Source organism: Klebsiella sp. RHBSTW-00484 (assembly GCF_013705725.1).
Taxonomy (GTDB): Bacteria; Pseudomonadota; Gammaproteobacteria; order Enterobacterales; family Enterobacteriaceae; genus Klebsiella.
On the sequence record NZ_CP055481.1, the window covers coordinates 2,745,637 to 2,772,624 of the forward strand.

The 26,988-nt window shown below is 52.1% G+C and carries 26 protein-coding genes and 3 tRNA genes; 10 read left to right on the forward strand and 19 right to left on the reverse strand.

The window, feature by feature from the left end:
* Positions 1-19 precede the first annotated feature (19 nt).
* The 4 genes from HV213_RS13035 to HV213_RS13050 all read right to left on the reverse strand — a co-directional run bounded on the left by HV213_RS13035 (position 20) and on the right by HV213_RS13050 (position 5,828).
* Positions 20-1,591, reverse strand: coding sequence for a carbohydrate porin (locus HV213_RS13035; RefSeq protein ID WP_181485991.1), 1,572 nt, complete (start codon positions 1,589-1,591; stop codon positions 20-22).
* Between the two features lie 123 nt (positions 1,592-1,714).
* A complete protein-coding gene (locus tag HV213_RS13040) occupies positions 1,715-3,112 on the reverse strand; it encodes a PTS transporter subunit EIIC (protein WP_181485992.1) in 1,398 nt (465 codons plus the stop codon).
* 7 nt (positions 3,113-3,119) lie between these two features.
* Positions 3,120-4,784, reverse strand: a complete 1,665-nt coding sequence (locus tag HV213_RS13045) for a glycoside hydrolase family 13 protein (RefSeq protein ID WP_181485993.1) — start codon at positions 4,782-4,784, stop codon at positions 3,120-3,122.
* Positions 4,785-4,829: 45 nt separating this feature from the next.
* Positions 4,830-5,828, reverse strand: a complete 999-nt coding sequence (locus HV213_RS13050) for a LacI family DNA-binding transcriptional regulator (protein WP_181485994.1) — start codon at positions 5,826-5,828, stop codon at positions 4,830-4,832.
* A gap of 190 nt (positions 5,829-6,018) precedes the next feature.
* Here HV213_RS13050 and HV213_RS13055 point away from each other — a divergent pair, with 190 nt between their 5' ends.
* Together HV213_RS13055 and HV213_RS13060 are read left to right on the forward strand one after the other, a co-directional pair.
* On the forward strand, positions 6,019-6,510 hold the full coding sequence (locus tag HV213_RS13055) for a GNAT family N-acetyltransferase (protein ID WP_181486137.1): 492 nt from the start codon (positions 6,019-6,021) through the stop codon (positions 6,508-6,510).
* 64 nt (positions 6,511-6,574) lie between these two features.
* A complete protein-coding gene (locus tag HV213_RS13060; protein WP_181485995.1) occupies positions 6,575-6,952 on the forward strand; it encodes a RidA family protein in 378 nt (125 codons plus the stop codon).
* 159 nt (positions 6,953-7,111) lie between these two features.
* Here the strand turns inward: HV213_RS13060 and HV213_RS13065 are convergent.
* The 4 genes from HV213_RS13065 to mdtK form a co-directional block, all read right to left on the reverse strand.
* A tRNA-Val gene (locus HV213_RS13065) sits at positions 7,112-7,188 on the reverse strand.
* Positions 7,189-7,192: 4 nt separating this feature from the next.
* Positions 7,193-7,269 (reverse strand) — tRNA-Val (locus HV213_RS13070).
* Positions 7,270-7,273: 4 nt separating this feature from the next.
* A tRNA-Val gene (locus HV213_RS13075) sits at positions 7,274-7,350 on the reverse strand.
* A 397-nt stretch (positions 7,351-7,747) separates the two neighbouring features.
* Positions 7,748-9,121 carry an MdtK family multidrug efflux MATE transporter gene (gene mdtK / locus HV213_RS13080; protein WP_181485996.1) on the reverse strand — a complete coding sequence of 458 codons (1,374 nt, stop codon included), beginning with the start codon at positions 9,119-9,121 and terminating at the stop codon, positions 7,748-7,750.
* A gap of 231 nt (positions 9,122-9,352) precedes the next feature.
* Here mdtK and HV213_RS13085 point away from each other — a divergent pair, with 231 nt between their 5' ends.
* Positions 9,353-9,988 (forward strand): riboflavin synthase subunit alpha, encoded by a 636-nt coding sequence (locus HV213_RS13085; protein ID WP_181485997.1) that lies wholly within the window; start codon positions 9,353-9,355, stop codon positions 9,986-9,988.
* Between the two features lie 145 nt (positions 9,989-10,133).
* Here the strand turns inward: HV213_RS13085 and cfa are convergent, their stop codons facing one another.
* On the reverse strand, positions 10,134-11,282 hold the full coding sequence (cfa, locus tag HV213_RS13090) for a cyclopropane fatty acyl phospholipid synthase (RefSeq protein ID WP_181485998.1): 1,149 nt from the start codon (positions 11,280-11,282) through the stop codon (positions 10,134-10,136).
* Between the two features lie 298 nt (positions 11,283-11,580).
* Positions 11,581-12,765 carry a purine nucleoside transporter PunC gene (gene punC / locus HV213_RS13095; protein WP_181486406.1) on the reverse strand — a complete coding sequence of 395 codons (1,185 nt, stop codon included), beginning with the start codon at positions 12,763-12,765 and terminating at the stop codon, positions 11,581-11,583.
* 121 nt (positions 12,766-12,886) lie between these two features.
* Between punC and punR the strand changes: the two genes are divergently transcribed.
* Positions 12,887-13,798 (forward strand): DNA-binding transcriptional activator PunR, encoded by a 912-nt coding sequence (gene punR, locus HV213_RS13100; RefSeq protein WP_181485999.1) that lies wholly within the window; start codon positions 12,887-12,889, stop codon positions 13,796-13,798.
* A gap of 18 nt (positions 13,799-13,816) precedes the next feature.
* Here punR and purR read toward each other — a convergent pair whose 3' ends face one another.
* Complete coding sequence (gene purR / locus HV213_RS13105) at positions 13,817-14,842, reverse strand: HTH-type transcriptional repressor PurR (protein ID WP_110273968.1); 1,026 nt, start codon at positions 14,840-14,842, stop codon at positions 13,817-13,819.
* 296 nt (positions 14,843-15,138) lie between these two features.
* On the opposite strand from purR, the gene cydH reads away from it, so the two are divergent.
* Together cydH and HV213_RS13115 are read left to right on the forward strand one after the other, a co-directional pair.
* Complete coding sequence (gene cydH / locus HV213_RS13110) at positions 15,139-15,228, forward strand: cytochrome bd-I oxidase subunit CydH (protein WP_154680799.1); 90 nt, start codon at positions 15,139-15,141, stop codon at positions 15,226-15,228.
* Positions 15,229-15,395: 167 nt separating this feature from the next.
* The gene (locus HV213_RS13115) at positions 15,396-16,562 is read left to right on the forward strand and encodes an MFS transporter (RefSeq protein WP_181486000.1); all 1,167 of its coding nucleotides are present in this window, start codon (positions 15,396-15,398) and stop codon (positions 16,560-16,562) included.
* A gap of 77 nt (positions 16,563-16,639) precedes the next feature.
* Here HV213_RS13115 and sodB read toward each other — a convergent pair whose 3' ends face one another.
* Entirely contained in the window at positions 16,640-17,221 is a 582-nt protein-coding gene (sodB, locus tag HV213_RS13120) for a superoxide dismutase [Fe] (protein WP_004102696.1), read from the reverse strand.
* 313 nt (positions 17,222-17,534) lie between these two features.
* On the reverse strand, positions 17,535-18,419 hold the full coding sequence (locus tag HV213_RS13125; RefSeq protein ID WP_181486001.1) for a C40 family peptidase: 885 nt from the start codon (positions 18,417-18,419) through the stop codon (positions 17,535-17,537).
* A 339-nt stretch (positions 18,420-18,758) separates the two neighbouring features.
* Here HV213_RS13125 and HV213_RS13130 point away from each other — a divergent pair, with 339 nt between their 5' ends.
* Positions 18,759-19,106 carry a Grx4 family monothiol glutaredoxin gene (locus HV213_RS13130; RefSeq protein WP_110273973.1) on the forward strand — a complete coding sequence of 116 codons (348 nt, stop codon included), beginning with the start codon at positions 18,759-18,761 and terminating at the stop codon, positions 19,104-19,106.
* Between the two features lie 55 nt (positions 19,107-19,161).
* On the opposite strand, the gene rnt is transcribed toward HV213_RS13130, so the two are convergent.
* From rnt to HV213_RS13150, 4 genes are all read right to left on the reverse strand, one after another.
* Entirely contained in the window at positions 19,162-19,806 is a 645-nt protein-coding gene (rnt, locus tag HV213_RS13135; RefSeq protein WP_181486002.1) for a ribonuclease T, read from the reverse strand.
* Between the two features lie 111 nt (positions 19,807-19,917).
* Entirely contained in the window at positions 19,918-20,325 is a 408-nt protein-coding gene (gloA, locus tag HV213_RS13140; protein WP_004862713.1) for a lactoylglutathione lyase, read from the reverse strand.
* Positions 20,326-20,409: 84 nt separating this feature from the next.
* Positions 20,410-21,507: an alkene reductase gene (locus tag HV213_RS13145; protein WP_181486003.1), complete on the reverse strand. Its 1,098-nt coding sequence runs from the start codon at positions 21,505-21,507 to the stop codon at positions 20,410-20,412.
* 53 nt (positions 21,508-21,560) lie between these two features.
* Complete coding sequence (locus HV213_RS13150; protein WP_112214407.1) at positions 21,561-22,160, reverse strand: TetR/AcrR family transcriptional regulator; 600 nt, start codon at positions 22,158-22,160, stop codon at positions 21,561-21,563.
* Positions 22,161-22,251: 91 nt separating this feature from the next.
* Between HV213_RS13150 and HV213_RS13155 the strand changes: the two genes are divergently transcribed.
* The 3 genes from HV213_RS13155 to sodC are packed head-to-tail and all read left to right on the forward strand — an operon-like array spanning position 22,252 to position 24,069.
* Entirely contained in the window at positions 22,252-22,542 is a 291-nt protein-coding gene (locus HV213_RS13155; protein WP_181486407.1) for a DUF1289 domain-containing protein, read from the forward strand.
* Between the two features lie 48 nt (positions 22,543-22,590).
* Positions 22,591-23,487 (forward strand): aldo/keto reductase, encoded by an 897-nt coding sequence (locus HV213_RS13160; RefSeq protein ID WP_181486004.1) that lies wholly within the window; start codon positions 22,591-22,593, stop codon positions 23,485-23,487.
* A gap of 60 nt (positions 23,488-23,547) precedes the next feature.
* Positions 23,548-24,069 (forward strand): superoxide dismutase [Cu-Zn] SodC, encoded by a 522-nt coding sequence (gene sodC / locus HV213_RS13165; protein WP_181486005.1) that lies wholly within the window; start codon positions 23,548-23,550, stop codon positions 24,067-24,069.
* Here sodC and HV213_RS13170 read toward each other — a convergent pair.
* Both HV213_RS13170 and HV213_RS13175 read right to left on the reverse strand, forming a co-directional pair.
* Positions 24,062-26,086 carry an FUSC family protein gene (locus tag HV213_RS13170; RefSeq protein ID WP_181486006.1) on the reverse strand — a complete coding sequence of 675 codons (2,025 nt, stop codon included), beginning with the start codon at positions 26,084-26,086 and terminating at the stop codon, positions 24,062-24,064. The two genes, sodC and HV213_RS13170, sit on opposite strands and share 8 nt — an antisense overlap.
* Positions 26,086-26,982, reverse strand: a complete 897-nt coding sequence (locus HV213_RS13175; RefSeq protein ID WP_181486007.1) for an efflux RND transporter periplasmic adaptor subunit — start codon at positions 26,980-26,982, stop codon at positions 26,086-26,088. Before HV213_RS13175 ends, HV213_RS13170 begins: the two co-directional genes overlap by 1 nt.
* Positions 26,983-26,988 lie beyond the last annotated feature (6 nt).

The following is a 26,988-nucleotide window of genomic DNA, read 5'->3' on the forward strand; positions in this document are numbered from 1 at the left end:
GTCAGAAGAGGAGCCGATTTTAGAACCACGTTTCGAGCTGAGCGCCGAAGAAGAGCGTCCCGGCACCATGGTAACCGGCGCTGCCGAAGGTATCGGTGGAAGAGTAATTATCCAGCGATTTATCCCAGGTCATCCATGTAGCAAAGAAGCGAATTTCCGGGCGTTCAAAAAAGTCCGTCACGTTCTGCATTTTAAAGGTCGGGGCAAAGGTGAGCTTGTAATAACTGCCGCTGGCGGCTTTATTGCCGTTAAAGCCTTTCGGATCGATATCTATATATTGATAGCTGGTCTCATATTGCAGCGCGAAATTTTGGTTAATTTGCTGGATCACTCTGGCATTAAGCGTCACCCAGTCGTAATGGTCGGAATCGATATAGCGATTATTGCTGCTCTGAGCGACGATTAGCGGCGCGAGGCTCAGGCTATCGGTGAGCGAAGTAATGCCGTAAGAGGCAAATTTCACCGTCCAGGCCGGGTCAATCAGGTAGCCGTCGGAACCCGGCCCGCGCACTTCCGCACCCAGCGCGCGGCCATAAAGCAGCACCGTTTTAGTCAGGCCGGGGCGCAGGCCATAGAAACTGTCACCATGATAAGCCAGCATGGTGTTAAAGCCACGCGAGGCGGCTTTATCTGTGGCCAGCCCGTCGTTAATCCGCTTATCGTTATCCTGCGAGTAAAGACCGTTGACCATCCACTGCCAGTTATCCAGGCGGTTATTGAGCGAGAAGGTATAGTTCTGAATATAGGTGTTATCAGCCCCGGTCATGTTGTTATATTCAACGTTCTCCATCGTATCAATATCATTGAAGTTACGTCCGTAAACCGCCAGATTGGTCTTAATATCGCCCCAGAAGTTCACATCATAAATGCCGGCTCCGGTACCGATTAAATTCATCATGTCGGAGTCGAGCCAGTGAATATCGAAATTATCCCGGTCTTCACGTTTCCCGGCCCATAGCGTGGCATTTTTGAATGCGCCGCTGAACGAGGGCATGTCGCTCATTTCCACAAACGCCTGACGCACGTTCATCTGACCATTGAATGAGCTGTCGGTATTATAGGTTTTATCCCATTCGGCAATTTTCATGTAATAACGCAGCTGGCTATTATTGTCATATTTACGCCGATAGTTGATGTCAGCAGTGACGTAGGTATCGGATTCGTTACCAAGGCGACCAACGCTTCCCCCGGTGCTTCCCGCTGGCGTCAGAGAAGGGCCGACGGTGCTGGTGGTGCCTTTGCTGGTCAATATCCCCGTTCTCACATAGCCGCCAAATGTTATTTCCGAGCGATCGTCTTTTTTTTCTGCGCTAGCGGCTGACTGACTTTTGATTAACGCAAGATCTGCATCGGTTTTTTGTTCAACGGCTTGCAATCGTTCTTCTGCACGAGCGGCATTTTGCTCGGCTCTGGCGGCTCTTTTTTCCGCATTATCAATTTTGCTGCTGGCATCTTGTAATTGTATTCGCGACTGCTTTAATTCCGCCTCAAGCTTTTCCAGTCGGGCGTTAATTTCGCTTAAGGTTGTATCCGTCGCAAGGGCAGGCGCTGGCAAAGCCAGCGCACAGAGCGTAAGCATATAGGCTTTCATTATTAATACCTGTACAGGAGGAAGCGGTGCTCTGAACACAGGGGTGCAGAGCACATATTACTGTGCCATTGAAAATGGATTGTTTAACTGCTTGTTAAATTAATAATTGGGCTTTGTTATCCCCTAAGATTTTTTCGTGGTTTTATTGGTATTGACAAAAACGAACGTCATTATGAAGGCGAAGATAAATACGGCGATTCCGACGGTAATATAGGATATAAACTGATAACGGTCATACAAATACATTAATGGCGACAGCAGAACCGCCAGACCGTAAGAGTTGGCTTTTATCGACAGCAAAGAGAGGACCATTCCACCCAGCGCGGAGCTGGTTAACATTACGATAATAGCGCGGAGTCCGGACTGCATCACAATCCCGAACAACGCGGGTTCAGAAACGCCAAGTAGCTGGGTAATAGTGGCGGAAATACCCGCGGTTTTAAACGCGACATTTTTGGATTTTAACGAAATAGCCAGACACACGGCGGCGTTGGCAAAACCGTACATCGCGCAAACGGTAATTAATGGATTGAAGCCAGTACCAGCAATCAGCGAGGTTTCAATCATAATGAACATATGATGCATCCCGGTCATCACCGCAATCGGATAGATAAAACCAATTAACAATCCGCCAATACCCGCCGGTAATGTCAAAAATTGCTGGATGGCCATTACCGCATAATGTTCAAAACCATGTACCAGCGGCCCTAGAATTAATAAGGCGATGGCGACCGCGATCAGAATGACAATAAATGGCGTAAAAATAAGATCCATAGAATTAGGCATCACCCGGCGGAAAAATATTTCCAGTTTCGCGCCAATAATACCGGTGATGAGCGCGGTCAGAATCGACCCCTGATAACCCACCAGCGGAATAAAGCCAAAAACATAAATAGGGCTGCTGTTGCCATACGCTACGTCGTAGGCGTTCGGTAGTGCGGGGGAGACCAGCATCAGGCCGATCAAAAAGCCGATAATCGGCGTTCCGCCAAATTTCTTAAACGCCGACCAGCAGATAAATGCCGCAAGAAAGGCAAAGGCAGTATCGCAAAGCACCGTGGTCAGCGTTTGCAGGGCCACGGGAATGTCCGCGACGCTGCCGCCAAACCAGGCCTGCACCGTGTCATTAAAGATAACGCCCTTCAGGCCGAGGAACAGACCGGTTGCCCCGAGCACCGGTACTATCGGCACAAAGACGTCGGATAAATTGCGTATCCCTCGCTGTAAGCGTCCCGTGCTTTGCTTCGTCATCTCATCTTTGCTAACTTCGGCGACCTGATATTCGTTAACGAACTCCTGGTAGACTTTATTCACGATGCCGGTGCCAAGGATTATCTGATATTGACCTGAATTATAAAAAACGCCTTTCACTTCGCTGATGTTGCGGATTTTTTCATCATCAATTTTCTGCCGATCTTTCACCTGCAAACGTAAGCGAGTGGCGCAGTGCGTCGCGGAGGCAATGTTTTCCTTGCCAATGGTATTAACAATTTCGATGGCAATATTTTTATATTTGTTCATCTTTAACTCATTCCTTCACGAGAATGGTCTGATAGGGTTGCAGGGTTGCGCCAATATTGGCGTAATTATTGAGGACCACTTCGCCCGCCGGAAGCGTAAAAGGCAGGTGTTGGGCACTTAAATTAGTGATAGAGACAAAGCGTTGGGTGTCCGTTTTCCGTTCATAGGCCACGATGCGGTCGTCTACGTTCTCTATCGGCGCGAATGAACCGTAGATAAGCGCTTGCGGGTAGCGCTTATTTCTTAAATCGATCATCGTTTGATAAAAAGAGAAAACGGAATGTTTATCAGCAGCCTGGCTTTGCGCATTGACGCTAAAGTCAGGTGCGGAGAAAGGCAGCCAGGGCTTCGCGCCCAGGTTAAAGCCAGCATTAACGCCATCGGACCACGGGAAGGGGGTTCGTGAGTTATCCCTTGAGCGCTGGTTGATAAAGCCTAAAGCCTGTTCGCAGGTAAATCCTTCCGCCAGAGAGCGATGGTAGTTATCCAGGCTTGAAATATCATCAAATTCATCAATGCTCGTGCGCTGGAAGTTTTTCATCCCCAGCTCCTGGCCCTGGTAAATAAACGGCGTTCCCTGCATGAAAAAATACATACCGGCTAGCGCCCTGGCACCGATCGCATTTTGATACTCAACGTCGCGGATGAGTTTTGACAGCGCGCGCGGCTGGTCATGGTTTTCAATAAACGTCGTTCCCCAGCCGGTCTGGCAAAATGCCCGCTGGCTGGCAAACAGCGCTTCTCTGAATTCGCCAATACGCCAGTCGCGCTGTTTAAACCACTCTGAACCGTTTTCGACATCGATATCCGCAGCGTGGAAATCAAAGATCATATCGAAGTAGCCATTGGGGCCAATATAGCTGTCGTACTCATCCAGAGGGACGCCCGGCGCTTCGCCCACGGTTACGCAGCGGTGGCGGTTGAACGTTTTTTCTTTCAGCTCATTGAGAAATAGCTCAATCCCCGGTCGATTACGTGATTTACTTTTGATGGACGCCAGGCCATCAACGCCATCGGCAGGCAAAGAACCGTAGTCCTGATCTTTTTTAATAAACGTAATTGCGTCAATACGAAACCCGGCAATGCCTTTATCCAGCCACCAGTTGACCATGGAGTAGATTTCCTCACGCAGTTGAGGATTTTCCCAGTTCAGGTCCGGCTGTTTTTTATGGAAAACGTGAAGATACCAGGTCTCTTCGCCCGCGACTTTTTCCCATGCGCTGCCGCCGAAGATGGAGCGCCAGTTATTTGGCGCGCCCCCCGCAACCGCGGGTTTGAAAATGTAGTAATCACGATATTTTGATTGAGGGTCAGCAAGGGCCGCCTGGAACCAGGGATGTTCGTCGCTGGTGTGGTTGACCACCAGGTCGATCATTACCTGTATTCCCATTTCTGACGCCTGCTTTATCAGGTTGTCAACATCCTGCATTTGGCCCAAATCAGGGTTCACCGCATAGTAGTCGGCAATATCATAACCATTGTCCGCCATCGGTGACTGATAAAAGGGCGAGACCCAAATCATGGTAATACCTAACTTCTTGAGATAAGGCAGTTTGGCAATAATACCTTTGATATCGCCGATACCGTCGTTATTACTGTCATAAAAGCTTTTTGGGTAAACCTGATAAATAACAGATTCTTTCCACCATGCGGTCTGTTGCGGCTGGTTCATAGCTTCTCCTTGATATGAAATCGATACCATATTGCGATAAAAAAATTAAGCGGATGCCCTGATGATTAATTCAGACTGCAAATCTTCTTCGTCATAGCGATATTGAGCGTGGTTAATCATCGCCAGCAGGCGCTCTACGGAAATTCGGCCTAGCTGTTCAATGGGCTGGCTGATGGTGGTCAGCGGAATAGGGATCATCTCGGCAATGGGTAAATTATCAAAGCCCATAACCGCCAGTTCACCGGGAATGCTGACCCCTTTGGCTGAAAGCGCGGAAATTAATCCGCAGGCGACTTCATCGCTACCGGTAAAAATAGCATCAGGGCGCTCGTTTTTATCCATTTTCAGGATTTGCTCAGCCAGATGCCGCCCGTCGCGGTAAGTATGAAGATGGCGGAAAATAAGATGATCGTGAATTGGCTGATGTGCGCTTTGCATAGCGGTAATAAAGCCACGGTTTCGTCTGCTACCGTGCCCTTTTTGCTCAAAGCTCCCGCCCGTAGAGTAGGCGATTTTTTGATAACCTTTGTTGAGCAGCCAGCTGACCGCATTGTAGGTTGCCAGTTCATCATCCACCTTAACAACAGGCAGGCTGGTGTCATCAATGCTGGTGTTGCACAGCAGAATAGGGCCATATTTCTGATATTGCTCGATGACGTTTTTATCGTTCTCAACGGCACATAAAATAAGACCATCAATAATCTTTTTCTTCAGCAGATCGAGACAGCTTTCCTCTTCCCCTGCGCTGTCATGGTTTTGCACGATCAGTACTGAATAGCCATGCTTGCGTGCGGTCACCTCAAGGGCATCGACCAGGCTGGCAAAATAGGGGTTGGTTATCCGTGAGATCAGTATGCCAATCCGGTGGGTTTTCACGCCGCGCATCTGCTGTGCGACGGTGCTCGGTTCATAATCCAACGCCTTCATCGCCGCGAGGATTTTTTCCTTTTTATCTTCCGAGATATAAGGATGATTGTTCAGGAAACGAGAAACCGTCGTTACCGATAAGCCTGCTTTTTCCGCTACGTCTTTTATGGTTGCCATGGTTTTTATGAAATCGATATCACATGGGTGTAAAATATTTTTGGACGTCATATAAGTCAACCGTATTTTTAGAAAATATGATCTGATTCACAATAAAATGGCAGGATGCAAGAAGCTTACCCGCGTGCGTGAGGGGGGCTTAAAAGGTGTATTATGTGGGTCACAAAATGGATGCTGAAAAGGAAAAATGATGTCTACACCCATCTTTCGCCAGGCGACGCCCGCCGATGTTGATCGCTGCTATACGATAGAAATCACCGCCTATGAAGGCGATGAGGCCGCGACCCGGGAAAAAATCGCCACCCGTATTAATCGTTACCCGGAAGGTTTTATGTGCATGGAACTGGACGGTGAAGTGATTGGATTTATCAATGCGGGCTGCGCCTGGGACGTGGTGATGTCGGATGAAGAGTTCAAAGAGCTTATTGGGCACGACCCCGCGGCACCGAATGTGGTCATTATGTCGGTGGTGTTAGATCCTGATTTTCAGGGGCAAGGCTATTCATCGCTTATGATGCGCGAATTTGTCTCTCGCATGAAAGCCATGAACAAGCAAACTATCCATTTAATGTGCAAAGATCGGCATGTCGATCTTTACGCGCATTTTGGCTACCGTTATATCAAACCTTCTGAGTCCGATCATGGCGGCATGGCCTGGCATGAGATGATGATGGAGCTGTAAAAGAAACTACGCAGACGTTAAGCCGCAATAGGGGGGGCTGGTTGCCCTCAATAAGGAAGTCAGCATGGGTATGATAGTACGGAAGAATTATCCGCAATTGGGTGAGGTTAAGGCTCCCTATGTCCACTCAGTAAGGCATGGTAACACGCTCTATATTTCAGGGCTAACCGCGTTTGGCACGGCTGCGCAGCGCTCAGGCATTGCCGGACAGGCTGAAGAGATCTTCAGCCAGATCGGAAAAATCGCCAGCGCAGAAGGCACGGATTTTTCAGCCCTGATTAAGGTGACCCTATTCATTACTTCTTTTGAAGAGATCGACGAGTTGCGTGAAGTGCTCTACCGACATTACGGCGCCAGCTTGCCAGCCAGTTCTCTGGTTGAAGTTAGCCGCCTTTTTTCTCCCGATCTCAAGATAGAAATTGAGACTGTATTCGGCCTCTGACTTATTGCTTATCGCCGGACGGCAATAGCCGTTTGGCTTGATAGGCTTTTGCCGAACGTAGAGGCAAGCTGATGAATCAATCGGTTTTGTCAGGCACGACGATGAGAAGACTGAAGTAAAATCGGGATGAAGAAGAGAGGGAATAACCGGAAAACAAAATGGTGCGTCTGAATGGACTCGAACCATCGACCCCCACCATGTCAAGGTGGTGCTCTAACCAACTGAGCTACAGACGCATTATGGTGCGTTTAATTGGACTCGAACCAACGACCCCCACCATGTCAAGGTGGTGCTCTAACCAACTGAGCTATAAACGCATTATGGTGCGTTCAATTGGACTCGAACCAACGACCCCCACCATGTCAAGGTGGTGCTCTAACCAACTGAGCTATGAACGCAATGTTGCAGTGGCAACGGGGACGCATATTAGCGGCAGGGAGGGGTTGTGGCAAGAGGCAAACGTCACTTTTCTTCCAGATTTCACGCGATCGCAGAAGTTTTATCCATGTTGCTTATATTTTACTGATGCAAAAGAAGATTTCTTCGTCGATTACGGACAATGGCGCTCAATCAGCGCCGTTGTCATATACCCGTCATACTTCAAGCTGCTTATGTGTTGGCTACGGATTACTCGGCCCATCCATGGGCCTCGCCCTCACGGGCCGTCGCAAGCGACGTTCAAATCTGCTCCCGGCAGATTTGTCACTCGCCCCAGTCGCATAGTTATCTATGCTCCTGAGGACTCACTCCCTTGCCGCCTTTAAGCAACTCGAATTATTTAGGGTATAGATCGGATTAGCGCGTTGCGCGCTGCAAAATCACGCTGGAAGGCTGACGTTGCAAAAAGCGCATACGCAGCATCATCATGATGGCCGCAGAGGTTAAACCGATAATAAATCCGCACCAGAAGCCTGCAGGGCCCATGCGCGGAACCACAATATCGGTTAATGCCAGCAGATAGCCGCTTGGCAGTCCCAGCACCCAGTAGGCGGTAAAAGTGATAAAAAAGATGGAACGCGTGTCTTTATAGCCACGCAGGATCCCGCTGCCGATGACCTGAATCGAGTCGGAAATCTGGTAGATCGCGGCTAATAACATCAACTGGGAAGCCAGCGTGATGACCTCAGGGTTGTCGTTATACAACAGCGCGATTTGCTTACGCATCAGGACAGTAAAAACTGCCGTGATAACCGCCATGCACACCCCGACGCCAACGCCGGTTCTGGCTGACGTTTGCGCTTCCAGGGTTGAGCCCTGACCAAGGCGGAAACCTACGCGAATGGTCACTGCCGCCGCGAGGGACAGAGGCAGAACGAACATCAGCGAGCTGAAGTTTAGGGCTATCTGGTGCCCGGCCACGTCGACAATGCCCAGAGGGGAGACCAGCAGCGCGACGACGGCGAACAGGGTCACTTCAAAAAACAGCGCCAGCGCAATCGGCAGACCCAGTTGTACCAGTCGCTTGATGATTTCGAAATCTGGTTTGCTGAACGGCTCAGGGCTGCGAATATCACGCATTGAGCGTGCCCGGCGAACCCAGGAGATCATGCTGAAAAACATCACCCAGTAAACCGAAGCTGTTGCGACGCCGCAGCCAACGCCGCCAAGTTCCGGCATCCCGAAGTGACCGTAGATAAAGATGTAGTTAACCGGAATGTTGACCAGCAGGCCGATAAACCCCATGACCATTCCAGGTTTGGTTTTTGCCAGGCCTTCGCACTGGTTACGTGCGACCTGGAAGAAAAGATAGCCCGGTGTACCCCACAGCAGTGCGCGCAGATAGCCAACGGCTTTATCTGCCAGCGCCGGGTCGATGTTATGCATCGAACTGATGATGTAACCGGCGTTCCACAGCACAACCATCACCAGAACAGAGACGAAGCCCGCCAGCCAGAATCCCTGGCGTACCTGATGGGCAATGCGGTCGCGACGACCAGAACCATTCAATTGGGCAATGACCGGAGTCAGGGCCAACAGCAGGCCGTGGCCGAAGAGGATCGCCGGTAACCAAATCGAGGTACCAATGGCGACCGCCGCCATATCGGTTGCGCTATAGCCGCCTGCCATAACGGTATCGACGAAGCCCATAGAAGTCTGGGCTACCTGAGCCAGAATAACGGGTATAGCCAGTGCTAATAACTGACGCGCTTCAATAAAGTACTTCTGCACGTGAACACCTTTATCTTGTTGTTATTTTAAGACTAAAAAAGCCGCCCAATATGGCAGCAAGAAGAAAAAAGCAGAGGGATTTGCCAGACTATTGTAGCGAGGATTAGCCATTTAGCCAGTGAAAAAATCCCAGTGCACGTTGTGCGCTGGCAACCTGTTTTGCCACCTGTTATTGTTCCGCATAGCCTAAAACGGTAATGATACCGTCACGAATTTATACAGGAGCAAAATATGTTTACCGGTATTGTGCAGGGGACCGCGAAGGTTGTGTCCATAGACGAGAAACCCAATTTTCGTACCCACGTGGTGGAGTTGCCTGAGCATATGCTTGCGGGGCTCGAAACCGGGGCGTCAGTGGCGCACAATGGCTGTTGTTTGACCGTCACCGAGATTAACGGCCCGCGGGTGAGTTTTGATCTGATGAAAGAGACGCTGCGTATAACCAACCTGGGCGGGATCCGTGAAGGCGATTGTGTGAACGTTGAGCGGGCAGCAAAATTCAGCGATGAAATTGGCGGCCACCTGATGTCCGGTCATATTATGACGACTGCGGAAGTGGTGAAAATTCTAACCTCGGAAAATAATCGCCAGATTTGGTTTAAGGTTCAGGACCCAACGCTGATGAAATATATCCTCTATAAAGGATATATCGGTGTTGATGGGATTAGCCTCACCGTGGGTGAAGTGACGCCAACACGTTTTTGCGTGCATTTGATTCCCGAGACGCTGCAACGTACAACGCTTGGCGCGAAAAAACTGGGCGACCGGGTCAATATTGAAATTGATCCGCAGACTCAGGCGGTCATTGATACCGTTGAGCGCGTGTTGGCAGCAAAAGATGCCGCGCTGAAAGCGGCGGCGGAGTAATTTATTCGACAGCCCGGTTAACGTGGCCGGGCTGTCGCTTTAGCAAATGCCCTGTAAACCCTGGCCCAATGCGGGCAGGGATGTTACTGCCGTCGCGGTGAATAAAAAAGCAATCCCTGCGCCAGCGGCGCAGGAGGGACAGCGATTAGCGAGCCACGCGCAGGCCGTGTTCGACACCGCGAGAAAAAACCACCTGCCAGAGCTGAATATCGCGGGCGCGAAAAGCACCAGCACAGGCATTCAGGTAATAGCTAAACATACGTTTGAATCTTTCCGAATAGTTGTCAGCGATTTCCGGCCAGCTATTGAGAAAACGCTCATACCATGCCATTAGCGTGGTGTCATAATCGGCACCGAAATTATGCCAATCTTCCATCACGAAATGCGTTTCACTGGCCTGTGCGATGTGGCGTACCGACGGCAGACAACCGTTCGGGAAGATATATTTATTAATCCACGGGTCGACGCTATGGTCGGTTTTTTTCGAGCCGATTGTGTGCAGCAGGAAACGACCGTCAGCTTTTAAATTATGATCCACCACGTCAAAATAGGTGTCGTAATTTTTAGGCCCGACATGTTCAAACATACCAACGGAAACAATGCGGTCAAAACTATCATGCAAATCGCGATAGTCCTGAAGCAGAATTGTTACGTCCAGCCCTTCACAACGCTGCTGGGCCATCTTTTGCTGTTCGGCTGAAATAGTGACACCAATAACGCTGACCTGGTAGTTTTTAGCCATATAGTAAGCCAGACCACCCCAGCCGCAGCCAATATCCAGCACCCGCATTCCGGGTTCAAGCTGCAGCTTTTGGCAGATCAGATCTAATTTTGCCTGCTGTGCATCTTCCAGATTCTGCGCATCTTTCCAGTATCCGCAGGAATATTGCATAAAAGGGTCGAGCATGCGGCTGAAAAGATCGTTACCTAAGTCGTAATGTTCTTTGCCGACTATCCAGGACCTTTTTTTACTTTGCAGATTGAATAAGCGAGCGCCCGCGATGCGAAGGGTATCTTTAAAATGGTGGGGAAGTTGACTTTCCAGTCCGGCACGTAAGACTTTATGGAAAAATAAATCCAGCCGCTCACAATCCCACCAGCCGTCCATATAGCTCTCTCCCAATCCCAGCGACCCTTCTTGTAAAACGCGCTTAAAAAAGAGGGGGTTTTTAATCCGCAGATCGGAGGGGGCAGGACCGTTAATTTCGATGCCCGCACGGCCTAATAATTCAGCGACAATCCGGTACCAATCATCATTTGGTACGCTTACTTCTTCTATACACGATGAACTCATAGCTTCTCCATCACGCCCAAGTGATCAGAACCTTAAAACAGCGTAGACGCTTTTCTGGCTTTGTGAGAAATCTCACGGACAATCCGTGAGGCTGCTATCCGACGTAGAACAGAGGAAGGGAGATAACCCTTGCCGAAAGGCCTTCCATGGAGAAACGGGACGCATCCTGCTCCCGTTAAATCAATTAATCTTTCTATTTATGTGATGCCGGATCCAGTATAGGCCGCTAAAAACAGGCTTTCAATAAAAATATGTTAGCAAGCTAATTACTGGACCTTAACACTATCTGAAGATTACCTTAAGCATGTGACGATTCTGTTGCCAGCGCGGTGGCCTTGTACTGCATACGGTAACCGATACCGGCCAGCACAATGGAAATAAGCATCACGCTGGTGGTGGTTTGCAGCGGTGTCGCTATCAGCGTAGAAACCAGCAAGCTGGCGATAAAGCAAAGACCCAACTGTAAGGTATTTTGCAAGGCTGCGGCGCGACCGGTCGCCTGCGGGAACGGCTTCAGCGCCTGAGCAACGACGATAGGATAAATACCGCCATTTACCACTGCCATTGCGCAGAACGGAATCATTAATCCGACAAGTGTGGCATTAGCCTGCAAACCTACCAGCCAGGTAGCGGCAACGCTGATGGAGAAAATCACCAGCAGCCACGGCAGAATCTGCTGCCCTGACCATTTTTGTAAAGCCGCGCGACAGCCGTAACCACCAACCAGAAACGCGATAGTTTGTGGAACGTAGCTCAGGCCGATAACGGTCGGGCTATAACCCATCTCGTGAAGAATAAATGGCGAGCCGGTCAGCCACGCGAAAAAGCTGGCGGAGCAGGCGGCATAAATCAGCACGTTGCCGCTGTATTCGCGCGAGCGTAGTAGGGCAAGGAAAGTCAGCTTCTGCTGGGTGCCGACAACCGTCTTTTTCGCCGCTTTCAGGCGCAGGGCAGGCAGCATGAGCAACAGGGTTATCGCGAACAGAACGGCGAAAATAGCCTGCCATTCGAAATGAACCAGCAGCCAGCTGCCGAGCAGCGGCGCCAGTGCTGGAGACAAGCCCACCAGCGGCATAATGGCGGCAAAAATACGGTTCGTGCGATGGGCTGGGTAGTAATCGGTCACCATCGCTTGCCAGGTCACGGCGGCGGCGCAAACGCCAATTGCCTGAATGAAGCGCAGCGCCAGCATCAGTGTGGCATCTTGCACCCAAAGCATCCCCAGACAGCCGATAGCGAAAATGGCCAGGCCGCTTAGCAGTACCGGCTTGCGTCCGTAACGGTCGGAGAGCGGCCCCCAAAAAAGCTGTCCAATGGCAAATCCTGCCAGGAACAAGCTCAGGCTGGCGCTGACTGAAGCTGCTGAAGTGTTGAGATCTTGTTGGATCGCGGCGAAAGCCGGCAGATACATATCGGTGGCCAGAAAGCCGAGCACGCTGAGCCCGGCCAGCCAGACTAAAAATCCTTTCCCAGGTTGTTGCAATTGTTGCATAAAATTCTCTTGTTATTGATGCAGGTACGGTGCGGCAGAGTGTAGGGAGTGCATTCAGGCTTGTGAAACGCTAATATTTGTCAGGTGGATTCAAAAATTTTGTAGGCAGAATATGTGGTCAGAATACTCACTTGAGGTGGTTGATGCTGTTGCGCGTAACGGCAGTTTTAGTGCAGCGGCGCAGGAGCTACACCGCGTACCTTCAGCGGTGAGCTATACCGTGCGTCAGTTGGAAGAGTGGCTGGCGGTTCCGCTCTTTGAACGTCGTCACCGCGATGTCGAATTAACCCCGGCCGGGGTCTGGTTTTTGCAGGAAGGGCGCTCTGTTATCAAAAAAATGCAGATCACTCGTCAGCAATGTCAGCAGATAGCCAACGGTTGGCGCGGGCAGCTATCCATTGCCGTCGATGACATCGTCAAACCGGCGCGTATTCGGCAAATGATTGTTGATTTCTATCGTCATTTTGATGACGTTGAACTGATTGTCTTTCAGGAGGTATTCAACGGCGTCTGGGATGCGTTAGCTGATGGTCGCGTGGAATTAGCTATCGGCGCGACGCGCTCAATTCCCGTCGGTGGGCGCTATGCGTTTCGCGATATGGGGATGCTGAGTTGGGATTGCGTGGTGGCGAGCGATCATCCTTTGGCGAAAATAGACGGCCCGTTAAGCGACGATGTGTTGCGCAACTGGCCGTCACTGGTACGGGAAGATACTTCGCGCTCGCTACCGAAACGCACGACATGGCTGCTGGATAATCAGAAGAGGGTGGTGGTGCCGGACTGGGACGCTTCCGCGACCTGCCTCAGCGCAGGGTTGTGTGTTGGCATGGTGCCAAAGCATTTTGCGCAGCCGCGAATTGATAGCGGAGAATGGACGGCGCTGGCGCTGGAAAACCCATTCCCTGATGCGGCCTGCTGCCTGACGTGGCAACAAAGCGATGCTTCACCGGCGCTGATGTGGCTGCTGGATTACCTTGGCGACAGCGAAACGTTGAACCGGGAGTGGCTGCGGGCGCCGGAATAGCCGACGCCGCGAGGAGAATTAACGGCGATAATCGACAAACGGGCCGTCGGCCACGGATCGACGTTCGACCAGGCGCGGATGTACTTCAATAGACTGGGAAATTTCGCGCTTGTTGACGATGCGGTCCAGCAGCATGTTGAAGGCCGCTTCGCCCAGAGAATCTTTTGGCTGATGGATGGTGGTCAGCGCCGGGCTGAAGTAGCGGGCGTTGCGCACATTGTCATAACCGATCAGCGAAATATCCTGCGGCACGCGCAGACCCATTTCATCTGCTGCACAGATAGCGCCCATCGCCATGATATCCCCGCCGCAGAAAATCGCCGTCGGGCGATGGTGTTGACTGAGGATTTGCTGCATCGCGCGGTAGCCGGATTCCGGCTCGAAATCACCTTGCACGACCCAGTTTTCAGGAACGTTGATCTGCGCTTCTTCCATCGCTTTCATAAAGCCCGCCAGGCGGCCGGCACCGGTGTTCCGCTCAAGCGGGCCGGGGATCACGCCAATTTCGCGATGACCACGTTCCACCAGATAGCGCCCGGCGATATAACCCCCTTCGAAGGCGTTATCGATAACCGAGTCGGTGAAGTCGGCTTTTGCTTCACCCCAGTCCATCACGACCATCGGAATATGGCGATATTCTTCCAGCATGCTCAGTACCGACTCAGGATACTCAGAACACATCACCAGCAGACCGTCCACGCGCTTCTGCGCCATCATTGACAGGTAGGCGCGTTGTTTCTCCGGATCGTTCCATGCGTTGCCGAGAATCAGGGTATAGCCCTTCTGGAAACAGCTTTTCTCAACGGATTCGATAATTTCGGCAAAATAGGCCGCTTCGCTGCTGGTCGCCAGCAATCCGATAGACTTCGTGTGATTAACCTTCAGGCTGCGAGCAACGGCGCTGGGGGAGTAGTGCAGTTCTTTAATCGCAGCCCACACCGCGTTGCGCGTCTCTTCCGCAACGAAACGCGTTTTGTTAATTACATGTGATACTGTTGTAGTGGAAACGTTTGCGCGCTTCGCTACATCTTTAATAGTTGCCATTACTTCTCACTCCAGACCTTGACCTGATCGTCCGTTAATCGGTACGTAAACGTTTGCCTGTACACACCCTGATGCCAAAATTGAACATTGCATCACGTCGGGAAAACGACACAGAACGACAGGAAGGGGTCAATGGCCGATACGCTTTCAAATTAGCGTGGGATTTTGTCCGATCTTGGGGCAAAGGGGAAGAGCAAAAATGTGCATCCCTCTAAATCTCGGAAGATATTTGCGCTAATCTATGTAAAAATGAGCAAGCTCACTTTTTATGTGGGGATAATCAAGGGGAAAAATTGATGGATACAGATTTAAAGTTTTCGCTGACAACGACGATTATTGTTCTGGGTTTGATTGTCGCCTCAGGACTGGTCGCCGTACTGCACTAATTTCAATATGAGGGAGACATCGTGCTCCCTTTTCTTTTCCCTCCATTGTTATCAATTTCGCAAAAATCTTTTGCCATTTCGTTTACTTTTGTTTTTCTGTGATTGATGTCATGCTTTTGGCTTCTGATGAGATGCCGTCGCTGAAGACGGCCCGATGGAGTCATTGAATGAAAATCAACTTTCCCCTGCTCGCTCTGGCAATCGGTGCCTTCGGTATCGGTACTACCGAGTTCTCCCCGATGGGGCTATTACCGGTTATCGCCAAAGGCGTGGATGTTTCTATTCCGGCTGCGGGAATGCTTATTAGTGCCTACGCCATTGGGGTGATGGTTGGTGCGCCGCTGATGACTCTGTTGCTTTCGCACCGTGCGCGCAGAAATGCGCTGATTTTCCTGATGGCGATTTTTACTCTTGGCAACGTGCTCTCTTCAATTGCGCCGGATTACACCACTCTACTGCTGTCGCGCATTATTACCAGCCTCAACCACGGTGCTTTCTTTGGGCTTGGCTCGGTGGTGGCGGCAAGCGTTGTGCCGAAGCATAAGCAGGCCAGCGCGGTGGCGACCATGTTTATGGGGCTGACGATTGCCAACATTGGCGGTGTGCCGGCGGCGACCTGGTTGGGGGAAACTATCGGCTGGCGGATGTCGTTCCTCGCAACGGCGGGTCTCGGCGTGGTGGCGATGATCAGCCTGTGGTTTTCTCTGCCGAAAGGGAGTGCGGGTGAGCGCCCTGATGTTAAGCGGGAAATCTCGGTACTGATGCGCCCACAGGTGCTGTCAGCGCTGCTGACCACCGTTCTGGGGGCAGGGGCGATGTTTACGCTTTATACCTATATATCACCAGTTCTGCACAGCATCACTAACGCATCGCCACTGTTTGTGACCGCGATGTTGGTGCTGATTGGCGTAGGCTTCTCGCTGGGTAACTATCTTGGCGGTAAGTTTGCCGACCGCTCAGTTTCCGGGACGTTGAAGGGCTTTCTGCTGCTGTTGATGGTGATCATGCTGGCGATCCCGCTGCTGGCCCAGTCACAAATTGGTGCGGCTATCAGCATGGTTGTCTGGGGTGCCGCGACTTTTGCGGTGGTTCCGCCACTGCAGATGCGCGTGATGCGCGTGGCTCACGAAGCTCCCGGGTTGTCATCATCGGTTAATATCGGCGCTTTCAACCTCGGTAACGCGTTAGGCGCAGCCGCCGGTGGTGCGGTGATATCTGGTGGGCTGGGCTATGCATTCGTACCCGTGATGGGAGCGATCATTGCGGGCGTTGCGCTACTGCTGGTGTTTTTCAGCGGTCGGTCGCAGCCGGAAGAGGCTTTTGCTAACCACTAATCGTTCATGAATAGTATGTGAATTGTGAGTGAAGTGAAAAATAACCGCAGAAGGCGCAATCCTTCTGCGGTTTGCTTTTATGCCGCCAGGTTGGCCGCCACAAATTTCCAGTTCACCAGCGCCCAGAAGTGTTCCAGATAGTTCGGACGCGCGTTACGGTAGTCGATGTAGTAAGCGTGTTCCCAGACATCTACGGTCAGCAGCGGGGTTGCGTCGCTGGTCAGCGGCGTACCGGCGTTGCTGGTGGAAACAATCGCCAGGCTACCATCAGCGTTTTTCACCAGCCAGGTCCAGCCAGCGCCAAAGTTTTTCGCTGCAGCATCGGTGAATTTTGCTTTGAAATCAGCAAAGCTGCCGAAGGATTTAGCGATAGCTGCCGCCAGTTCACCTTCCGGTTCGCCGCCAGCGTTTGGTGCCAGGCAGTTCCAGTAGAAGGTGTGGTTCCAGACCTGAGCTGCGTTGTTAAAAACGCCGCCATCGGAAGAGCGAACGATCTCTTCTAAGGTCTTGCCTTCAAACGCGGTGCCTTTGATCAGGTTGTTGAGATTGGTGACATAGGCCTGGTGGTGTTTACCGTAATGGTATTCCAGGGTTTCTGCGGAAATGTGCGGCGCGAGGGCGTCTTTTGCATATGGTAATGCAGGTAATTCGAACGACATTGCTACTCTCCTTTTTATAGTTATACCCTTCATACTTCCAGCTGCATCTTTGTTGGCTGCCTGCACTTACCCCGGTCACGTACTATTTGTACGCTCCCGGGGATGCGCTTAGTTGCCGCGTTACTCGGCTTAAGCCTCGCCCCTTCGGGGCCAGCGCAAGCGCTGTTCAAAACGCCACAGCGTTTTGTGATACAACTGGAATTATTTTGGGTATAGTTCGCGCAATAACCATGTATTGCGCAAGGTAATAGTAGCAAATTAAAAGATGTGGCAAAAGAGAGAGTTACCCCGCCGCAGAGGCGACGAGGCACAATTAGCGAATGGTTTTTGGCGTCATGACGCGGCGCGCGCCAACGTAGTGGCGTTCCCAGTAATCTTCACTCAGCGAGGTTATCTGAATATCGCGACCGGTGCGCGGGGACTGGATAAATTTACCGTTGCCGACATAGACACCAACGTGATCGGCGGTACCGCGCCCACGGGTGCGGAAGAAGACTAAATCACCGCTTTGCAGCTCACCGCGATCGACCGGGCGGGCATCGCGCAGATGATACATTTCATTAGCGGTACGTGGGATGTGAATTTTCACCAGATCTTTATAAGCGTAATAGACCAGACCGCTGCAATCAAATCCGGTGCGTGGCGAAGTGCCGCCCCAACGATAAGGTTTGCCAATCTGATCCATTAACTTCGACATGGCGGTGCTTTGCGCCTTTTGTACCCGAGCTTTATGCGCATCGGCGATGGTCAACTGAGGCTCATCAGCGACAGGTTTACAGCGGGTTTTATAGCCTTTGCGCACGACGCACTTTTTCTGCACGCTTGCTCTGGCGACTTTGCTTTCTGCTACCGATTTTGTCGAGCTAGCGCACTGCTTTTTGTAGCCTTTGCGCAATACGCATTTTTTGCTTGCACCGGCAACCTGACGGTTAAGCGCGGTTTGGCTTGAGGCGGTTGTGCGGGTAGGGGCTTTTGCGCGGCTGGCGGTCGATGTTTTCTTGCTGGAGGTTTTAGCGGTGGTCTTACTTTTGGAACTGGCTGCTTTTTTCTTACGCTCTGCGGTAGTGCCTTTGGCCGGATGCGCTTTTGGCGTAGCCGAAGCGTGCGTATGCCCGGAAGCATGCGCCAGTGGCGTAAATGAGATTGACGTAATAAGTAATGCACAGAGCGAAATCGCGATTTTGTTAAGACGCGCCACTGAGCAATCCCCTGATTAAATTACAGACATATACAGATGCCTGACGATGAATGACAAACCGCATCGATTCTAAAGCATAAAAACCCTGAGAGTTAATATTCTTTTGTATCTAAAGTGTCGTTTGGTTAACGATTGCAAAAAAATACGTCAGACAATAACCATGTCGCGTGAAAAAAGAGCAGTGCACTCTTGCGCCAGACGATAAAATGATATTTTTGAGGCAACTTCTGGGCACAGAAGATAAAATGTGAAGAGTGACAAAAATGTTATTATCGGTCCTGCGTTCAGGACGCTACAATGACAAATTACTGCCGTAGAGAAGTTTAAGGAAGCAAGACAATGAGCACGACTTTAGAAAAAATCCAACATCAAATCGCTGAAAACCCAATCCTGCTGTACATGAAAGGATCCCCGAAACTGCCAAGCTGCGGCTTCTCCGCCCAGGCCGTACAGGCGCTGTCTGCTTGTGGCGAACGTTTTGCTTACGTCGACATCCTGCAGAACCCGGACATCCGCGCAGAGTTGCCGAAATACGCAAACTGGCCGACTTTCCCACAACTGTGGGTAGATGGCGAACTGGTCGGCGGTTGCGACATCATTATTGAGATGTATCAGCGCGGCGAACTGCAAACGTTGATCAAAGAAACGGCCGCTAAGTACAAGACTGACGAGCCGAAAGCAGAGTAATTTTTGCTGCCAATAAAAAAGCGACTTCTGGTGGAGTCGCTTTTTTTTGTCTCTACTATTCTTCGGCTACCGGTAACGGCCAGCCGCCAAGTCGTTTCCAACGATTGACGATTTCGCAAAACAGCTGCGCGGTTTGTTCGGTATCGTAAAGCGCCGAATGCGCCTGAGTTCCATCAAAAGCCATACCCGCGGCGATGCAGGCTTTCGACAACACCGTCTGGCCGAGCGCAAGCCCGCTTAGTGCTGCCGTATCGAATGTCACGAACGGGTGGAAAGGGTTGCGCTTCAGGCTCGCGCGCTCGGCAGCCGCCATGGTAAAACCATGATCGAATGTGGCGTTATGGGCGACCATAATGGCACGGCTACAATCGCTCTCTTTCATCCCTTTACGGATCATTTTGAAAATCGCGTGCAGGGCGTCATATTCGCTCACCGCGCCGCGCTCAGGATCGTTCGGGTTAATCCCGTTAAAGGCCAGAGCTTCAGGCTGCAGGTTGGCACCCTCGAAAGGTTCAACATGAAAATGCAGCGTTTCGTCCGGCATCAGCCAGCCTTGCTCATCCATTTTCAACGTAATAGCGGCGATCTCCAGCAGGGCGTCGGTTTTGGCATTAAATCCCGCGGTTTCAACATCAATTACCACAGGATAGAAACCGCGAAAACGGCCGCACAGACCATTAAGTTGAGCGTTCTCGGACATCAGATTCTCTTAGCTGGAAAAAAGTAGCGCGCATTATGGCAAATTTTGCCACCGCTTGCAGCAGGAAGGGGGATAAAACAGCGGGCGCCGCCGGTGGACGCCCGAAGCCGATTAGTTGCCGAGGCCTTTGCCGGCATCTTTCTCTTCAATCAGTTCAATTTTGTAACCATCCGGATCTTCGACAAAAGCGATGACCGTGGTGCCGCCTTTGACCGGACCCGCTTCACGCGTCACGTTGCCGCCGTTCTGGCGAATACGCTCGCAGGCTTCAGCCGCGTTATCAACGCTTAGCGCGATATGGCCGTAGGCGCTGCCGAGATCGTACTTATCAACGCCCCAGTTGTAGGTCAGTTCGATAACGGCGGTGTCGCTTTCTTCGCCATAACCCACGAATGCCAGCGAGTATTTGTACTCAGTGTTTTCGCTGGTACGCAGCAGTTTCATGCCCAGCACGTTGGTGTAAAACTCAATCGAACGTTGCAGGTCGCCAACGCGCAGCATGGTGTGAAGTAAGCGCATAATGTCCCCTATGCAGTTTATTTTGATACATCAGAGCGTTAAGTATAGCGGCGATAACCCGCCGCTATCAATGCAATGGAGGGATTACAGAGTAGGATAATCGGTATAGCCTTCCGCGCCGCCGCCGTAGAAGCTTTCCGGGCGCTGTTCATTCAGTGCGACTTTTTTCTGTAAACGCGCAACCAGATCCGGGTTGGCGATATAGTCCCGACCAAAAGCGACGGCATCAATCAGGCCTTTGCTGATTAAGTCGTTGGCTTTTTCTACCGTATACGCGCCTGCGCCGATAATTGCGCCTGGGAAACGGTCGCGCACTTTCTGGCGGAATTCATCGCTATATGGTTGGCCGCCTGCCCAGTCCGGTTCGGACATATGCAGGTAGGCAATACCGCGTTTAGCCAGCTCTTCAATCAGATACAGCGCATCGGCTTCTTCGTCCGGCCCGTTGTCGACGTTCTGGAAGCTACCGATTGGCGAGACGCGAATACCGATACGGTCGGCGCTCCACTCTTTGCTCACCGCATCAACGACTTCCAGCACCAGGCGAGCGCGATTTTCAACGCTGCCACCGTACTGATCGGTACGATGGTTAGAGGTCGGGGAAAGGAACTGGTGCAGCAGGTAACCGTGCGCGGAGTGCAGTTCGACAAGGTCAAAACCGGCATCGCGAGCGTTACCGACCGCCTGACGGAAATCATCAACGATCCCGGGGATCTCTTCGATTTCAAGTGCGCGTGGCATAGAGGTATCAACACGAATCGCGTGACCGTTTTCATCGCGCAGCGAAGTACGGGTACCGGCGCTAATCGCTGATGGCGCAACCGGAGCCTGGCCGCCAGGTTGGATGCTGTTATGCGAAATGCGTCCGGTGTGCCACAGCTGAACGGCAATGTGACCGTTTTCGGCATGTACACCAGCGGTGATTTTCGTCCACGCCGCAATCTGTTCCGGGCTGTGCAGGCCGGGGGCGCCAGCATAGCCTTTCGCCTGAGCGGAGATCTGCGTAGCTTCGGAAATAATCAAGCCGGAGCTGGCGCGCTGACGGTAGTATTCGCCCATCAGAGGGGTCGGAATATCGCCTGGTTCAATGCTACGCAGACGCGTCAGCGGAGCCATGAATACGCGGTTAGGTACGGTGACCGCACCGACTTTCAATGGGGTAAACAACTTAGATTCTGACATAATGACTCCTGAGTAGACCGGTCGTCTTGAAACTGGTTAAATAAAAACGCCTGTTAAACGGCAGGCGCAGCAATAATATTTTTAGCGTGGGCAAGGGCGCTTTCCAGCGGCGTTGCGCTACGGGTAATCTTGGCTTGCAAATTGGCCCCCAGCCACAGAGAGTAAAGCACCTGGGACAGAGTCAACGCATCGCCAGCGAACATCAGACTGCCTTCCTGACGGCCTTTCTCCAGGGCATCACCCAGCAGAACGATAATCTGGCTGGCACCTTTATCCATCGCGGTGCGCATGTCTTCCGACAGATCGCACACTTCTGCCGACAGCTTCACCGTCAGACAGCCGCTGATAATGCCCTGCTGACAAAACTGGGTCAGCGTATGCTGGTAGTAGGCCAGCAGACGGTCGCGATAGTTTCCCTCGCCGTGGTCGAAATGCTCGACCAGGCGTTGAAGATATCCGGCGTAATGGTACTCAAGCAGGGCCACGCCATACGCTTCTTTTGAGCGGAAGTAGTGGTAGAAAGAGCCTTTCGGCACTTCTGCTGTTTTCAATAATTCGCTCAGGCCCATACCGGTAAAGCCCCGCTGCATGCAGAGCTGCTCGCCGGTGACCAGGATATGTTCGCGGGTAGTGCATTCACTGTGCTTGTTCATGGGGCTCACTGTAATAGACCGATTGGTCTAATGCAAGCGATTATTAAAAATGCCGTCCGGCGCAGAGGCTGGTGAACAAAATTTGCGAATGATGAGTGAAACGTCTTCAATAAAGAAAGAGAAAGGTGGCAGGAGAGGCGAAGTGGCTGAACAACTGGAGTTCTTTCCGGTACAAAGTCCGTGTCGGGGGATTTGTCAGTCTGATGAACGCGGCTACTGTCGGGGTTGCCTGCGCAGCCGTGATGAGCGTTTTAACTGGCAAAAAATGAGCGATGTGCAAAAGCAGGACGTTTTGCGTCTGTGTCGGCAACGCTGGCTGCGTAAATTACGCGCAACCAAACAGGATAGTGCGGAAGAACCGCAGCAACCCTCACTGTTTTAAGCACGAAACTGCGTATACTCAGAACACTTTTTTGTTGAGGAAGCTGTTATGGTTCAGCGTATTGCTATGGCTCCGCAGGGGCCGGAATTCTCTCGTTTTGTGATGGGCTACTGGCGTCTGATGGACTGGAATATGTCCGCTAAAGAGCTGGTTGGCTTTGTTGAGCAACACCTGGATCTGGGTATCACGACCATCGATCACGCTGATATTTATGGTGATTACCGGTGTGAGGCAGCGTTTGGCGAGGCGTTGAAGCTGGCCCCGCATCTGCGTAGCCGCATGGAAATCGTCACTAAATGCGGGATCGCCACCCAGGCGCGAGCAGAAAACACCATCGGCCACTATATTACCGACCGCGACCATATTGTGCAGAGCGCGGAACAATCGCTGCGTAATCTGGCCACCGATCATCTCGACCTGCTGCTGATTCATCGCCCGGACCCGTTGATGAATGCTGACGAAGTTGCGGAAGCCTTCCTGGCGCTGCATCACAGCGGTAAAGTACGCCACTTTGGCGTCTCTAACTTCACGCCAGCTCAGTTTACTCTGCTACAGTCGCGCCTGCCGTTTACCCTGGCGACCAATCAGGTGGAAATTTCTCCGGTGCACCAGCCGCTGTTGCTTGATGGTACGCTGGATCAGCTGCAGCAACTGCGCATCCGACCAATGGCCTGGTCCTGCCTCGGCGGCGGTCGCTTGTTTAACGAAGAAAGCTTCCAACCGCTGCGGGATGAACTGGCCCGTGTGGCACAGGAACTGAATGCCGAAAGCATTGAGCAGGTGGTATATGCCTGGATCCTGCGCTTGCCTTCGCAGCCGCTGCCGATTATTGGCTCTGGAAAGATTGAGCGCGTGCGCTCTGCGTTGGTGGCTGAGAAGCTCAATATGACTCGCCAGCAGTGGTTCCGCATCCGTAAAGCGGCGTTAGGCTACGACGTTCCTTAAACCTCGCTCGCCTCCGTAATGGCCTACACTTGTCAGTGATACAGCCATTTCGGAGGTGTTATGCAACGATGTATTCTCGCACTCTTTACCCTTGCCGCCAGTATGGGCGTGCAGGCGGCAAGTGAAAATGTCGATATCAATCTTGTGACCAGCCAGAGCGTGGGTCAGGCTATTGGCAACATCAAAATCAGCGAAACGGATAAAGGGCTGGAGTTTACGCCCGATCTTAAAGCGCTGCCTCCCGGTGAGCATGGCTTTCATCTTCATGCCAACGCCAGTTGTCAGCCCGCTATCAAAGATGGCAAAGCTGTCGCCGCTGGTGCTGCCGGGGGACATTTTGATCCACATAATACTGGGAAACATGAAGGCCCGGATGGCGCAGGCCATCTTGGCGATCTGCCTTTCCTGGTAGTCAATAGCGATGGCAAAGCAACACAATCCGTCGTGGCTCCACGGTTAAAAACGCTTGATGAGGTGAAAGGAAAGGCGCTGATGATTCACGTGGGCGGCGATAACATGTCTGACAGCCCGCAGCCCCTCGGCGGAGGTGGCGAGCGGTTTGCCTGCGGCGTCATCAAGTAGCTCTTTCGGTAATCGTTCCGGCAATCGGGGCCTGCTCAAGCTGCGATAGCGCGCACCACAGTCGCCAGATAACCGCCGCCAGCTCTTTTGCTGCGGGCTGGTGGTGGTGATTGAGCGCGTCGCAAATTCGCTGCAATTCCTGGAGTGTTGAGGCGAGCGGTCGCTGCTGCACGCCGCGTTCGCTCATCACGTCGCGCAGCAGGCTAATACACAAATCGCGTACCTGCGAGAGCGGGTCGGAGCGTGTTTCCCATTCGCGAAGCTGCCAGACCACATGGGAGCAGTTGAGCAACACTACGCCCCAACGCAGCAGCCAGCGGCGTGCCAGCGCATCCTGACTGTTACTGAGTTGGCTGATGTGATGATAAACCAGCGATTCAAATTCGTGTTCGCTATGCTGCGGGCGGCGGCTTAATTGGTCGACAAAGTGACGCCGTAACGCCCGAATGTGCCGGCGGCTTTTACGCGCGTCTGAACCCGGACTGATAATTGCGAAGGCCAGCCAGGCAAGACCTACTCCGATGATTTTGCCCAAATTATCGTTGAGAAATGAAGCGTAATCATAGACCGGTGGATTGGTCACCGCGATAAATGAACCCATAAAGACAATCAGTTGTCCCCAGAGTCCGGCGAATTTGGGCATCTGTAATTTAAGCAGTTGCATGGTCGTCAGGAGCGGGAACAGAAACAGCAGAAATTGCCATAAATCGGTTATCTGCACCATCAAACCGAATTTAACCGCGAAGCTGAACAGCGAGAGCAGGACCAGCGTGCGCATTAAAAGCGTTAATGACTTAAACGGCGAAGGTGACACTGAGTAGAGCACGCAGCAGATGGCCGCCAGGGTCAGGGCGGCGGCACAGGCCTGCCATTGGGTGCTAATTCCCCAGGCACCCACCATCACCAGCGCGAAAAACGTACGTACACCGTTCCACAGCGCTTCAGCTTGATCGGTATGGCGAGTCAACGCAGGTGCTGAGGGAATGTTAAATTCGGTCAACACGGTGGCGTTTTCGATGCGCTTAATCCATCGGCTACTCTCCAGATAGAGGCGGCAAAAATAGCGCAGACGCTTCCAGAAGGCGATATGTCGATAGTCTGCTTCCGCTGGGGGCGCCAGGGGGGCGATGAGCTTCGCGATGCTATAGCTGTCGGTCCCTGAATGGGTCAACTCGTTCAGCAACGCTTCCAGAACCTCACGGGTGTTAGCGGGTGCCGCAGGCCAGTTGAGCAGCATTCGCCGCAGGCTTGAAATCACGCTGGTCATTCGCAACTGTTGATGCAGCAGATAGTTGAGCAGCGGGTTTTGCCGACGAAAGCGGTAGTGGCTCCAGAACGCCTGAATGCGCAGCAGATTCATGGTCAGTATTTGCCCAATCACACTTTCATGCGCGGTACGGATCGCATCAGTGGTTTCCGGAACCCACAACATGCTGGCGTGCTCTAACAGCCGGGCATGCATGTTTTTCAGGGCGGTCAGTAGCGTGGTGCCATCCGAGGTACTCGGCAAAATCATCATCATCAGACCGCCGCAAAGAATACCGACAATCACTTCACAGACCCGCGACTGGGCGATAGTCCACAGTTCGTTAGCATCAGTGATATTGATAACCGGAAAGGCGATGATGGCGCAGGTATAACCGGCGAGCTGGAAGGCGTAGGCAACGTTGTTGGTATACATTGCGCAGGCCCAGGTACAGAGCGCTATCCACGCCGAAATGCTAAACAGAAACAGCCAGGGATCGTTTAGGGTATGTCCGGCCAGCAGCAACGCCGCGCAGGCACCGAGCAGGCTGCCCGCAATGCGCCCGAAGCTTTTACTGATCACGCCGCCGACGGTGGGAAAGCTCACGACGGCGGCGGAAGTCATCGCCCAGTAGGGCTCATCAAGATTCAGCCAATAGGCGATGCTGAGCGCCAGGCACATCGCGATCCCGTTACGCAGAGCATAGCGCCACTGCGGACGGCTGGCCTTAATCCACGGGAGCGAGCGCCACGTCAGGGCCTGCAGCTTCATTACTGTGGGCCAATGGCGACGGTACAGGTGGTACCGGAAACCAGCGTGGTATCCGATGGTAAGCTGTCAAACTCAATGCGCACTGGGACGCGCTGGGCCAGGCGGACCCACGGAATATTTGGCTTGATGTCCGCAACCAGACCGCCTCCGCTTGCAACGCTTTGATCGACAATCGCACGACCGATACTACCTACGTGACCCTGTAACTTTTGTTGGCTGCTGTAGAGGATTATTTGCGCACTGTCGCCCGGGCGGATATTGCGCAGCTTGGTTTCTTCAAAATAGCCGACCACGTAGAAAGAGTGACTATCAACGAGAGCAAAAACCGGATGCCCCACGGAGGCGTAATCGCCAACGCGAGTTGACAGGTTGGTCACCCAGCCATCCACCGGGGCTTTAATTTCAGTTTGTGTGAGTTGCCACTGAGCGTGATCAAGGCTGGCCTGCGCGACGTCAACCACGGCTTTTATAGCCTCAAGATTGGTATTTGCGGTATTAAGGGCGGTATTGGCATTTTCCAGATCTTCCGCCGAGATAAAATTCTGCGACAAATTACGCCGACGGTTAGCATCGCTCGCCGCTTTCTTCTGTTCAGCTTTGGCTTTCGCCACTTCAGCTTTTGCTTTGGCTAACTGTGCCTGGGCGTTGAGAACGGCAATTTTATAGGGCGTATCGTCAATTCTGAACAGGACATCCCCGGCTTTAACCAACTGGTTGTCGCGAACGTTTAACTGCAGGATGCTACCGGAAACCTGTGGGGTGACCCCAACCTGTTCGGCGCGAACCTTTCCGTCGCGGGTCCAGGGGGATTGGGTGTAGTAATTCCACACCAGCCAGGCGGCAATGATGGCAAGCGCGACAACCAGTAAAGTGGATAGGTATTTTAGTTTCTTCATGAAATG

What these genes read in the sequence shown, in the direction of transcription:
- sodB (WP_004102696.1), bottom strand. Translation starts at nt 17,221, where the DNA reads ATGTCGTTCGAATTACCTGCATTACCATATGCAAAAGACGCCCTCGCG.
- HV213_RS13115 (WP_181486000.1), top strand. Translation starts at nt 15,396, where the DNA reads ATGAAAATCAACTTTCCCCTGCTCGCTCTGGCAATCGGTGCCTTCGGT.
- cfa (WP_181485998.1), bottom strand. Translation starts at nt 11,282, where the DNA reads ATGAGTTCATCGTGTATAGAAGAAGTAAGCGTACCAAATGATGATTGG.
- cydH (WP_154680799.1), top strand. Translation starts at nt 15,139, where the DNA reads ATGGATACAGATTTAAAGTTTTCGCTGACAACGACGATTATTGTTCTG.
- HV213_RS13045 (WP_181485993.1), bottom strand. Translation starts at nt 4,784, where the DNA reads ATGAACCAGCCGCAACAGACCGCATGGTGGAAAGAATCTGTTATTTAT.
- HV213_RS13035 (WP_181485991.1), bottom strand. Translation starts at nt 1,591, where the DNA reads ATGAAAGCCTATATGCTTACGCTCTGTGCGCTGGCTTTGCCAGCGCCT.
- HV213_RS13150 (WP_112214407.1), bottom strand. Translation starts at nt 22,160, where the DNA reads ATGAACAAGCACAGTGAATGCACTACCCGCGAACATATCCTGGTCACC.
- sodC (WP_181486005.1), top strand. Translation starts at nt 23,548, where the DNA reads ATGCAACGATGTATTCTCGCACTCTTTACCCTTGCCGCCAGTATGGGC.
- HV213_RS13145 (WP_181486003.1), bottom strand. Translation starts at nt 21,507, where the DNA reads ATGTCAGAATCTAAGTTGTTTACCCCATTGAAAGTCGGTGCGGTCACC.
- HV213_RS13085 (WP_181485997.1), top strand. Translation starts at nt 9,353, where the DNA reads ATGTTTACCGGTATTGTGCAGGGGACCGCGAAGGTTGTGTCCATAGAC.
- HV213_RS13130 (WP_110273973.1), top strand. Translation starts at nt 18,759, where the DNA reads ATGAGCACGACTTTAGAAAAAATCCAACATCAAATCGCTGAAAACCCA.
- purR (WP_110273968.1), bottom strand. Translation starts at nt 14,842, where the DNA reads ATGGCAACTATTAAAGATGTAGCGAAGCGCGCAAACGTTTCCACTACA.
- HV213_RS13160 (WP_181486004.1), top strand. Translation starts at nt 22,591, where the DNA reads ATGGTTCAGCGTATTGCTATGGCTCCGCAGGGGCCGGAATTCTCTCGT.
- HV213_RS13040 (WP_181485992.1), bottom strand. Translation starts at nt 3,112, where the DNA reads ATGAACAAATATAAAAATATTGCCATCGAAATTGTTAATACCATTGGC.
- punR (WP_181485999.1), top strand. Translation starts at nt 12,887, where the DNA reads ATGTGGTCAGAATACTCACTTGAGGTGGTTGATGCTGTTGCGCGTAAC.
- HV213_RS13050 (WP_181485994.1), bottom strand. Translation starts at nt 5,828, where the DNA reads ATGGCAACCATAAAAGACGTAGCGGAAAAAGCAGGCTTATCGGTAACG.
- HV213_RS13175 (WP_181486007.1), bottom strand. Translation starts at nt 26,982, where the DNA reads ATGAAGAAACTAAAATACCTATCCACTTTACTGGTTGTCGCGCTTGCC.
- HV213_RS13155 (WP_181486407.1), top strand. Translation starts at nt 22,252, where the DNA reads ATGAGTGAAACGTCTTCAATAAAGAAAGAGAAAGGTGGCAGGAGAGGC.
- HV213_RS13170 (WP_181486006.1), bottom strand. Translation starts at nt 26,086, where the DNA reads ATGAAGCTGCAGGCCCTGACGTGGCGCTCGCTCCCGTGGATTAAGGCC.
- rnt (WP_181486002.1), bottom strand. Translation starts at nt 19,806, where the DNA reads ATGTCCGAGAACGCTCAACTTAATGGTCTGTGCGGCCGTTTTCGCGGT.
- gloA (WP_004862713.1), bottom strand. Translation starts at nt 20,325, where the DNA reads ATGCGCTTACTTCACACCATGCTGCGCGTTGGCGACCTGCAACGTTCG.
- HV213_RS13060 (WP_181485995.1), top strand. Translation starts at nt 6,575, where the DNA reads ATGGGTATGATAGTACGGAAGAATTATCCGCAATTGGGTGAGGTTAAG.
- HV213_RS13055 (WP_181486137.1), top strand. Translation starts at nt 6,019, where the DNA reads ATGTCTACACCCATCTTTCGCCAGGCGACGCCCGCCGATGTTGATCGC.